This window comes from Catenulispora sp. GAS73, from assembly GCF_041262085.1.
In the GTDB taxonomy this organism is placed as follows: domain Bacteria; phylum Actinomycetota; class Actinomycetes; order Streptomycetales; family Catenulisporaceae; genus Catenulispora.
Genome location: NZ_JBGCCM010000016.1, coordinates 247,517 through 256,669 on the forward strand (window position 1 = coordinate 247,517; position 9,153 = coordinate 256,669).

Here is a 9,153-nt window from a genome sequence, read left to right on the forward strand (position 1 = left end):
GAGTCAGTACCCTGCTCAACCCGCCGCGGCAGCGCCGGCGTCATAAGCGTCCCGATGCTTCTCGATCCCTTCGGCGTTGTCCGCGGCCCAGTTCACCAGCTCCAGCACCGGGACCAGCAAGCTGTGCCCCATCTCCGTGAGCTCGTACTCCACGCGCGGCGGCACCTCGGCGTAGACGGTCCGCGAGATCAGCCCGTCCCGCTCCAGCTGCCGCAGGTTCAGCGTCAGCATCCGCTGGGAGATCCCGCCGATCGCCATCTGCAGCGCGCCGAACCGCTGCGGGCCCCGGTTCAGGTTGCCGATGATCATCAGGCCCCACTTGTCGCCGATGCGGTCGAGCACGCTGCGCACCATCCGGCCCTCCGGCCCGACCTCCTGGCAGGCGGTCGGCGGGTCCAATCTCCTCTCCGCCATCTCCTCTGATCCCGTTCCTTCCTCGCGGGTCGACCAGGACGGTTACCTGCGTGTGCCTGGCCGCATGTCGATGTGCCTTTTGTAGACCCTTCAATAATCACTCATCATGATGCCACGCACAAAAGGTAACCATCGAGCTGAGGGAGTATCCGTGGCTTCTTTGCTGCACATCGACGCGTCTCTGTTCCCCCGCGAGGCCTCCGCCTCCCGCACCGTCACCACCGCGTTCGCCGACGCCTGGCGCGAGGCGCACCCGGACGGCACCATCGTCTACCGCGACCTGGCCGCCGAGCCGCTGCCGCACATGAACGTGACAACCGTCTCTGCTGCGTTCTCCGACCCGTCCACCCACAGCGAGGCCCAGGCCGCCGCGCACGCCGCCCGGCTGGCGCTGATCGAGGAGGCCGAGAACGCCGACGCGATCCTTATCGGCGCCCCGATGTACAACTTCGGCCTCGCCTCCTCGCTGAAGGCCTGGATCGACCACGTCATCATGGCCGGCCGCACCCTCGGTGAGGGCACGCAGTCGCTGGCCGGCAAGCCGGTCGTGATCGTGGCGTCCCGCGGCGGCTCCTACGAGCCCGGCACGCCGCGCGAGGGCATGGAGTTCGTGAAGAACTACCTCGCCGGAGTCTTCTCCGCGCACCTCGGCATCGAGCCGGAGTTCATCACCATCGAGCTCACGCTGGCCCCGACGGTCCCGGCGATGGCCGAGCTGATCCCGCTGGCCGAGGCGTCGCGCGCCGCCGCCCTGGCCGACGCCGACGCGAAGGCGCGGGAGCTGGCCGCGAAGCTGTCCGGCGAGCCCGTCGCGGTCTGACGGCACCCGGCGCCCCGCGACTGGCACGCGATGCCCGGTACCTGATGCCCGGTACCTGATGCCCGGTACCTGACACCCGGCAAGGTGCCTCACCTGCGACAGACGAGCGCGGCCCGATCCAAGCGAGCCGCGCTCGTCGTCCGTCGCGAGGTGCCGTCCGGCGCCGTGACCGCACTCACCTCACCCCGCGCTCGCCGAACCTTGTTACTCGTGAGTAGCATGGTCGCAGAACCGTTCCGCGTGGAGGAGAGCCAACGTGCCTCAGACCCAGAGGGCCGTCCGACAAGTAGTCTTCGTCGACGGCGTCCGTACCCCGTTCGGCAAGGCGGGCCCCAAGGGCGTGTATGCCGAGACCCGGGCGGATGACCTGGTCATCCGCTGCATTCGTGAGCTGCTGCAGCGTAACCCGCAGCTCCCGGCCGACCGCGTGGACGACGTGGCGATCGCCGCCACCACCCAGATCGGCGACCAGGGCCTGACCCTGGGGCGGGTCGCGGGGCTGCTCGCGGGCCTGCCGAAGACCGTCCCCGGCTACTCCATCGACCGCATGTGCGCCGGTGCGATGACCGCGGTCACCACCACCGCCGGCGGCATCGCCTTCGGCGCCTACGACGTGGTCGTCGCCGGCGGCGTCGAGCACATGGGCCGGCACCCGATGGGCGAGGGCGTCGACCCGAACCCGCGGATCGTCGCCGAGAAGCTGGTCGACCCCTCGGCGCTGGTCATGGGCTCCACCGCGGAGAACCTGCACGACCGCTACCCGGAGCTGACCAAGGAACGCTGCGACGCCTTCGCCGCCGCGTCCCAGGAGAAGTACGCCAAGGCCCTGGCCGCCGGCAAGTTCCAGGACGTCCTGGTCCCGATGTCCGCGCGGCACGCCGAGAACGGCTACGCCCTGGTCACCGCGGACGAGCCGCCCCGCCCCGGCACCACCGTCGAAGACCTCGCCGCGCTGAAGACCCCCTTCCGGGTCCGCGGCCGCGTCACCGCAGGCAACGCCGCCGGCCTCAACGACGGCGCCACCGCGTGCCTGCTGGCCGCCGAGGACGTCGCCGAGGAGCTGGGCCTGCCGGTCCGCATGCGCCTGGTGTCCTACGCCTACGTCGGCGTCGAGCCGGAGGTCATGGGCATCGGCCCGGTCCCGGCCACCGAGAAGGCGCTGGCCAAGGCCGGTCTGACCATCGAGGACATCGGCCTGTTCGAACTGAACGAGGCCTTCGCTGTTCAGGTCGTCGCCTTCCTGGACCACTTCGGCATCGCCGACGACGACGAGCGCGTGAACCCCTTCGGCGGCGCCATCGCCATGGGCCACCCGCTGGCCTCCTCCGGCGTCCGGCTGATGACCCAGCTGGCGCAGCACTTCGAGGAGCACCCCGAGGTGCGCTACGGCCTGACCTCGATGTGTGTGGGTATCGGCATGGGCGGAACGGTCATCTGGGAGAACCCCCACTGGAACGGAGAGTCGAAGTGACTCAGGACCTGACAGCTCTGGCCACGGAGCTCTTCCCGGACGAGGTCGTCACCAAGGCCCCGGTCCAGTTCTTCGACCTGCCCGGCCACTCCGGCAAGTTCGCCCTCATCACGCTGGACAACGGCTTCGACCACACCAAGCCGAACACCTTCGGCCCCGGCGGGCTCGTCCAGCTGGGTCAGGCCATTGACACGGTCGAGGCCGCGGCCGAGAACGGCGAGATCGTCGGCGTCGGCGTCACCGGCAAGCCGTTCATCTTCGCCGTCGGCGCCGACCTCAAGGGCGTCGAGGTCGTGAAGAACCGCGACCAGGCCCTGGCCATCGCCAAGGCCGGCCACGACACCTTCAAGCGTCTGTCCGCGCTGCCGGTGCCCTCCTTCGCGTTCGTCAACGGCGCGGCCATGGGCGGCGGCGTCGAGGTCGCGCTGGCCTGCACCTACCGCAGCACCTCCTCCGGCGTCCCGGCGCTGGCCTTCCCCGAGTGCTTCCTCGGCCTGGTGCCCGGCTGGGGCGGCTGCACGCTGCTGCCGAAGCTGATCGGCCCCGACGCCGCGGTGACCGTCATCATCGACAACGCGCTGTCGCAGAACCGGATGCTCAAGGGCCCCAAGGCCTTCGAGCTCGGGATCGCCGACGTCATGTTCGAGCCGGTCGCCTTCCTGGAGGAGTCGCTGGCGTGGGCCGAGCAGGTCATCAACGGCTCAATCACCGTTGAGCGCAAGCAGTTCACGGCCGAGGACTACGCCGCCGCCGTGGCCCGCGGACGTCAGGTCGCTGATTCGAAGGTGCACGGCGCCGCCCCGGCCCCGTACCGCGCCCTGGACATCATCGAGAAGATGGCCACCGGCTCGAACGACGAGGGCTTCGCGCTGGAGGACGAGGCGCTCGCCGACCTGATCATGACGAACGAGCTGCGGGCCGGCCTGTACGCGTTCAACCTGAACCAGAAGCGTGCGAAGAAGCCGTTCGGCGCGCCGAGCAAGGACCTGGCGCGGCCGGTGACCAAGGTCGGCGTGGTCGGCGCGGGCCTGATGGCCTCGCAGTTCGCGCTGCTGTTCGTGCAGCGGCTGCAGGTGCCGGTCGTGATGACCGACATCGACCAGGAGCGCGTGGACAAGGGCGTCGGCTACGTGCACGAGCAGATCGGTCTGCTCCAGCTCAAGGGCCGCCTCAACCAGGACCAGGCGAACCGTCTCAAGGCTCTGGTGTCGGGCTCGCTGACCAAGGACGCATTCGCCGACGCGGACCTGGTCATCGAGGCCGTGTTCGAGGAGATGTCGGTCAAGCAGCAGGTGTTCGCGGAGGTCGAGGCCGTGGTCCGGGAGGACTGCGTGCTGGCCACCAACACCTCCTCGCTGTCGGTCACCGAGATGGCCTCCAAGCTCCAGCACCCCGAGCGGGTCGTCGGCTTCCACTTCTTCAACCCGGTGGCCGTGCTGCCGCTGCTGGAGATCGTGCGCGCCGAGCAGACCGACGACGCCTCGCTGGCCACCGCGTTCGCGGTCGGCAAGACGCTGAAGAAGTCCTGCGTGCTGGTCAAGGACGCCCCGGCGTTCGTCGTGAACCGGCTGCTGACCCGCTTCCTCGGCGAGGTCACCGCGGCCGTGGACGAGGGCACGCCGATCGAGGTCGCGGACCGCGCGCTGGAGCCCCTGGGCCTGCCGATGTCGCCGTTCGTGCTCCTGGAGCTCGTCGGCCCGGCCGTCGCGCTGCACGTCGCCGAGACCCTGCACACCGCCTTCCCGGACCGCTTCCAGGTCTCGCCGAACCTGGCGAAGCTGGTCGCCGCCGGCAAGAAGGCGATCTACAAGTGGGACACCGGCGTCCCGGTCATCGACCCGGAGGTCCTGGAGCTGTTCCAGCCCGGCGACTCCCCCTCGACCGAGGAGCAGCTCCGCGACCGTGCCCTGAAGGCGATGGCGCAGGAGATCGACCTGATGCTCAGCGAGGGCGTGGTCGGCGAGGCGCAGGACATCGACCTGTGCATGCTGCTCGGCGCCGGCTGGCCGTTCCACCTCGGCGGCATCACGCCGTACCTGGACCGGGCCGGGGTGTCGGAAATCGTCACCGGCCACCGATTCCTGGCCCCGGGAGTGGCTTCCCTCCCTGAATAAGGGTACTTACTATGGAGGTGCCCCTGTCCCCCGCCGGGCAGGGGCACGCTCTTTTCTCAAGTCTTCCTGACAAGTCCCTGAGTCAGGGTCCAGGCTCTGACATACCGTTCATGTTCCGTGACGAGCGGGGCGAACAGCAGCTGGTCGGCTGCGCCCCGCACCCTTTCGGCCATGCGTTCGGCGACTTTCACTCGGAGCCGCGCGGCGGCGCGACGTGCGGCCGGACGGCACAGCAGGTCCAACAGCGCCCCGGCGACGAGGGCCACGACCGCCACGAGCAACGGGAACGGCACCGGACCGGTGTCCGGCAGACTGGAGTCCTTGCCGCCGCCGGACGCCGCGTAGGCGATGGCGCCGCCGACGCCGACGAGCGCCGCGGTCATCAGCATCCAGTGCAGCACCTGCACGGTGGTCCACCAGCGGGGGACGAGCCGCGGGCCGACCTCCGTACCCGACAGGGTGGCGTCCAGCGTCTCCGACAGGCTCTTTACGCAGCGATCCCCGATGCGGTGCATCTCCTTCGCCCACGGCGGCGGCATGGCCCCGGCGACGCGGTCCACGGCGTCGGCGACGGCGTGCTCGACGTCCCCGTGCTGGATCGGGGGCGGCGCTGGCTCGCCGGCCACCGCACCGGCCCAGGGGGTGTAGCGGGCCGCCTCGCCGCCTCGGAAGCGGGATATCAGGGTCATGACGGCGTGCCGGACCGGCCAGCCGGTGACCGCCGAGGCGCGGCGGCGGTAGGTGGCGTCGATGAGGTCTGACAGAGCCTGCATGCTGGTGCTGTCGCCGATGGCCAGGAGCGTCGCGGATTTCGCTTGCGGCGACAGGCTTTCCGGCGCGTGGACGTCCCGGGGTGCGAGCTCGGCGGCGATGAGCGTGGCGGCGCGGTCGACGTCCGCCTCGCTGCGAAGCAGGGCGGCCTGCTTGCGGCGGACGCGGGAGACTATCAGCTCTCTGAGCTGCTGGAGGCCCTCTCCGGTCCGGGTCGACGTCAGCAGAACCGGCACATCGGCGAGCCCTGATTCAGTGAGGATCCTTCTGAGGTCCTCGGCGCACGCGCGCGCGTCGCTCGGCGCCAGCTCGTCGCATTTGTTGAGGACGACGACCAGCGTCTCCTGGTGGTGGCCGAGGTGGCGGAGGTAGCGCTCGTGCCAGGAGGCGTCGGCGTACTTCTGCGGGTCGGTGACGAACAGGAGCAGGTCGGCGGCGGCGGTGGCCTTGTCTGTTTCGTCGCGGTGCGCTCGGACGGCGGAGTCGTGGTCGGGGAGGTCTATCAAGACGAGCGGCGTGAGTTCGGGTTCTGCTGTACGGCTCGCGCCATCAAGCAGCGATCCTCGCAGGATCCTGTTATTCGTCGCAACGCCGATGCGGTCCAGGAGCGCGGCCGCGGCTTCGGCGTGTTCCGGGTCCCAGATGCAGGCCAGACCGGTCGTGGTAGTCGGTCGTATGGCGCCGACCGGAGCCAGCTCGAAGCGGATCAGTGCGTTGAAGAGCGACGACTTGCCGCTGCCTGTCGACCCGGCGATGGCTGTCACGACGTGGTCGGGGGAGAGTGCGATGCGCTCGTGGACGCGGCGCAGGATGCGGTCCGCCTCCTGCGCGGTGAAGTCGGACAGTCGCTGGTCGGTCTCTTTTAGGAGGGCCTCAAGCCTGCCCAGCCGTCCGGTGAGCACCCTCGACCCTCCACCGATCGCCGGCATCGGCACGCTCGGGTGTGCGTCTGATGGTTCCTGCCGGGCGTGAACGTCCACGTTCCCAATTTTGCCTTCGGCGTTCCCGAAATGGGCCTCGGCCTTACCCGCCTCGATCTTCATCTCCTCGACGTCGGCATCCATCTCAGTCTCCCTCGTTCCGCGCCCGAGCCACTGCCGCACGGGCCTCGGCGAGTGCCTGGGCGTGGAGCGGATCTAGGTTGTAGGCAGCCAGCTGCGCTCGATGGGGCTCGGAGGCGCGTTCCAGCAGGCGTGCGTTGCCGTCCTTCAGCGCGGTGGTGGCTGTCGTCAGAAGGCGATCGGCGTCTTCGTTCCCGAACATCGTGCGCAGGAGCCCTACCGCGGCGGTCGCGGCGGGATCGCCCTCTCCGTTCCCGGTCTCATTCCCCGCCAGCGCCGCGACCCCCAACACCAACGCCGCACTGCGAATGTGCGCACCCGCCGGCCCGATCGTGCGCGTGGTCCGCCGTGAGTGTCCCTGGTCGAGGATGAGCGTCGGCAGATGATCGAGCCACTCCGCCGCGGCCCGCGCCGGGTCGGTGGCCCGCCGGGTGGCGTCGTCGATCGGATCGGGCTCCGGGGCGCCCGGCGTCAGCTCCCACTGGTCGGCGGTCTTGCGCGCGGCCCGCTCCAATGCGGCGCGGTGCCCGCGTGCCACAGCCTCCACGAGCGCGGCGCGCAGCGGGGCGGTGGTGGCGTCGTGCGCCGCCGGGTTGTGAAAGCGCGCGCTCCAGTCCGCCTCAGCCTTCTTACGCCTCCTGCCCTTCCGGCCGGCGTCTTCCGCCTCGAACAGGGCACTGACACGCCCCGAACCCAACAACTCCTGCCACCGGATCCGCACCTCACCCCCTAACAACTCCCCACCGTCGACAGCCCCCCGAAACCTCACCCGTTCAGCGGTATGCACTCTCTCCAAACCCTGATGCAATACCTGTAGAGCAAGCCGCTGCCCCTCCCAGGCATCAGCAAGCTCACCCACGAGCCTGTCAACGGAATCGAGCCGCCCGGCCACCCCGAGCATCCCGATCCGCACCCGCCCCGCGGTGTCCGCCCCCGCGTCCCTGAGCCACCCCCGAAGCCCCGCCACCGCCGCCTCCGGCACCAGCGGGGTCTCGTTCCCGATCACAGACGAAGACCGAGACGGAGCCTCAACTCCACGCCGAGTCCCCGCCCCGGACCCACCCCCAACCCCCAACACCGCCGCGGCTCCCAACGCCGCTCCGGACCCCGACCCGCCCGCAACCCCAATCCCCGTCCCCCCGGCAGGCCCCGAGCGCTCAGGCCCGCCGTCCCCATAGCCGCCCTCGCCCGGGGCGCGAACCCCAACCCCAGCCCCGCTCTCACCCTGCCCTCCGTCCACACCGAGAGCACCGCTGCCGCCAAGGACCGCGCCCCGGGCCCGGGCCCCCTCCCCGCCATCACCGAGCTGCCCCATGCCGTGCTCCGAGCCGCCTCCGAGCAACACGGCGGCCTGCTCCGAGTACTCGCCAGCCTGCCGTACACCCGCCCCCACCCCGTCGCCGAGCTGCGGCGCGACGTGCTCCGAACCTTCGGCCGCCCGCGCCGGCTCCTCGCTGTTTTCCAGACTGTCAGCCGCGCCCTCGCCGCTAGCCCGACGCGCGCCCGTCTGCCCACCGAGCTCCGCGCCACTCCCAACCTCCTCCACCACGAAGAAGGGAACCGCCCCCAACCCATTCACCCGCAACAACTCGACAAAGGCCCCGGCAACCTCCTCCGCGACCTCCATCGAAACGCGCCCCAACACCACGACGATCGGAGCCCCCGAAGCAAGAACCCGCCGCAAAACCCGCCACACACCAGCATCCGCATAGCGCTCCGCGCTCACGACCACCACAACGACGTCCGCGGCCCCGACAACCGCCACGTCGCCATCAACCGTGTCCACCAACGCAACACCACGAGGGAGGGAGGGGGAGGGGAGGGGGGAAGAAAGCCAAGAAGCAAGCTCCGACCCCACCCGCGCACCCAACCCCGCCACGCCGCGCCCGCGATCCGCCCCGACCTGACCCGCTGCGCTGTGCTCGTGGTCCGCTTCGGCCTGACCCGCCTCGCCGCGCTCGTGGCTCGCCCCGACCTGCTCTGCCGTGCCGCGCTCGCGATCCGCACCGACCTGTCCTGCCGCGCTGTGCTCGTGGTCCGCTTCGGCCTGACCCGCCGCGTCGCGCTCGTGGCTCGCTCCGACCTGCTCTGCCGTGCCGCGGTCGCGATCCGCTTCGGTCTGACCCGCCGTGCCGCGCCCGCGATCCTCCCCGACCTGTCCTGCCGCGCTGTGCTCGCGGTCGGCCTCGGCCTGACCCGACGCGCTGCGCTCGTGACTCGCTCCGACCTGCTCTGCCGCACCATGCTCGTGGTCTGTCCTGGCCTGGTCTGCTGTGCCGGGCCCGTGATCTGCCTCGGTCTGGCCTGCTGTGCCGGGCTCGTGGTTTGCCCCGGCCTGCCCCGCTACACCGCTCGGGCGATCCGATTCAGTCTGCTCTGCCGCACCGTGCTCGTGGTCTGCCTCGGCCTGCTCTGCCGCACCGTGCTCGTGGTCTGCCTCGGCCTGCTCTGCCGCACCGTGCTCGTGGTCTGCCTCGGCCTGCTCTGCCGCACCGTGCTCGT

At 70.4% G+C, this 9,153-nt stretch carries 7 protein-coding genes; 4 read left to right on the forward strand and 3 right to left on the reverse strand.

The features are described 5' to 3' along the window. Positions 1-15: 15 nt before the first annotated feature. Positions 16-414, reverse strand: coding sequence for a winged helix-turn-helix transcriptional regulator (locus ABH935_RS24845; protein ID WP_370380311.1), 399 nt, complete (start codon positions 412-414; stop codon positions 16-18). A 151-nt stretch (positions 415-565) separates the two neighbouring features. On the opposite strand from ABH935_RS24845, the gene ABH935_RS24850 reads away from it, so the two are divergent. The 3 genes from ABH935_RS24850 (at position 566) to ABH935_RS24860 (ending at position 4,819) form a co-directional block, all read left to right on the forward strand. Beyond that, positions 566-1,234 (forward strand): FMN-dependent NADH-azoreductase, encoded by a 669-nt coding sequence (locus ABH935_RS24850; RefSeq protein WP_370380312.1) that lies wholly within the window; start codon positions 566-568, stop codon positions 1,232-1,234. Between the two features lie 256 nt (positions 1,235-1,490). Beyond that, positions 1,491-2,705 carry an acetyl-CoA C-acyltransferase gene (locus ABH935_RS24855; RefSeq protein WP_370349753.1) on the forward strand — a complete coding sequence of 405 codons (1,215 nt, stop codon included), beginning with the start codon at positions 1,491-1,493 and terminating at the stop codon, positions 2,703-2,705. After that, a complete protein-coding gene (locus tag ABH935_RS24860) occupies positions 2,702-4,819 on the forward strand; it encodes a 3-hydroxyacyl-CoA dehydrogenase NAD-binding domain-containing protein (RefSeq protein WP_370380313.1) in 2,118 nt (705 codons plus the stop codon). The genes ABH935_RS24855 and ABH935_RS24860 overlap by 4 nt, the downstream gene beginning before the upstream one ends. A 56-nt stretch (positions 4,820-4,875) precedes the next feature. Here ABH935_RS24860 and ABH935_RS24865 read toward each other — a convergent pair whose 3' ends face one another. Next, positions 4,876-6,654 (reverse strand): GTPase family protein, encoded by a 1,779-nt coding sequence (locus ABH935_RS24865; protein ID WP_370380314.1) that lies wholly within the window; start codon positions 6,652-6,654, stop codon positions 4,876-4,878. Between the two features lies 1 nt (position 6,655). Beyond that, entirely contained in the window at positions 6,656-8,437 is a 1,782-nt protein-coding gene (locus ABH935_RS24870; protein WP_370380315.1) for a hypothetical protein, read from the reverse strand. Between the two features lie 138 nt (positions 8,438-8,575). Between ABH935_RS24870 and ABH935_RS24875 the strand changes: the two genes are divergently transcribed. Then, a partial coding sequence (locus tag ABH935_RS24875; protein ID WP_370380316.1) for a hypothetical protein occupies positions 8,576-9,153 on the forward strand: 578 nt, incomplete at its 3' end.

Bases quoted from the DNA above. Each gene is read 5' to 3' on its own strand.
- ABH935_RS24845 (WP_370380311.1), bottom strand. From the start codon at position 414: ATGGCGGAGAGGAGATTGGACCCGCCGACCGCCTGCCAGGAGGTCGGG.
- ABH935_RS24865 (WP_370380314.1), bottom strand. From the start codon at position 6,654: ATGGATGCCGACGTCGAGGAGATGAAGATCGAGGCGGGTAAGGCCGAG.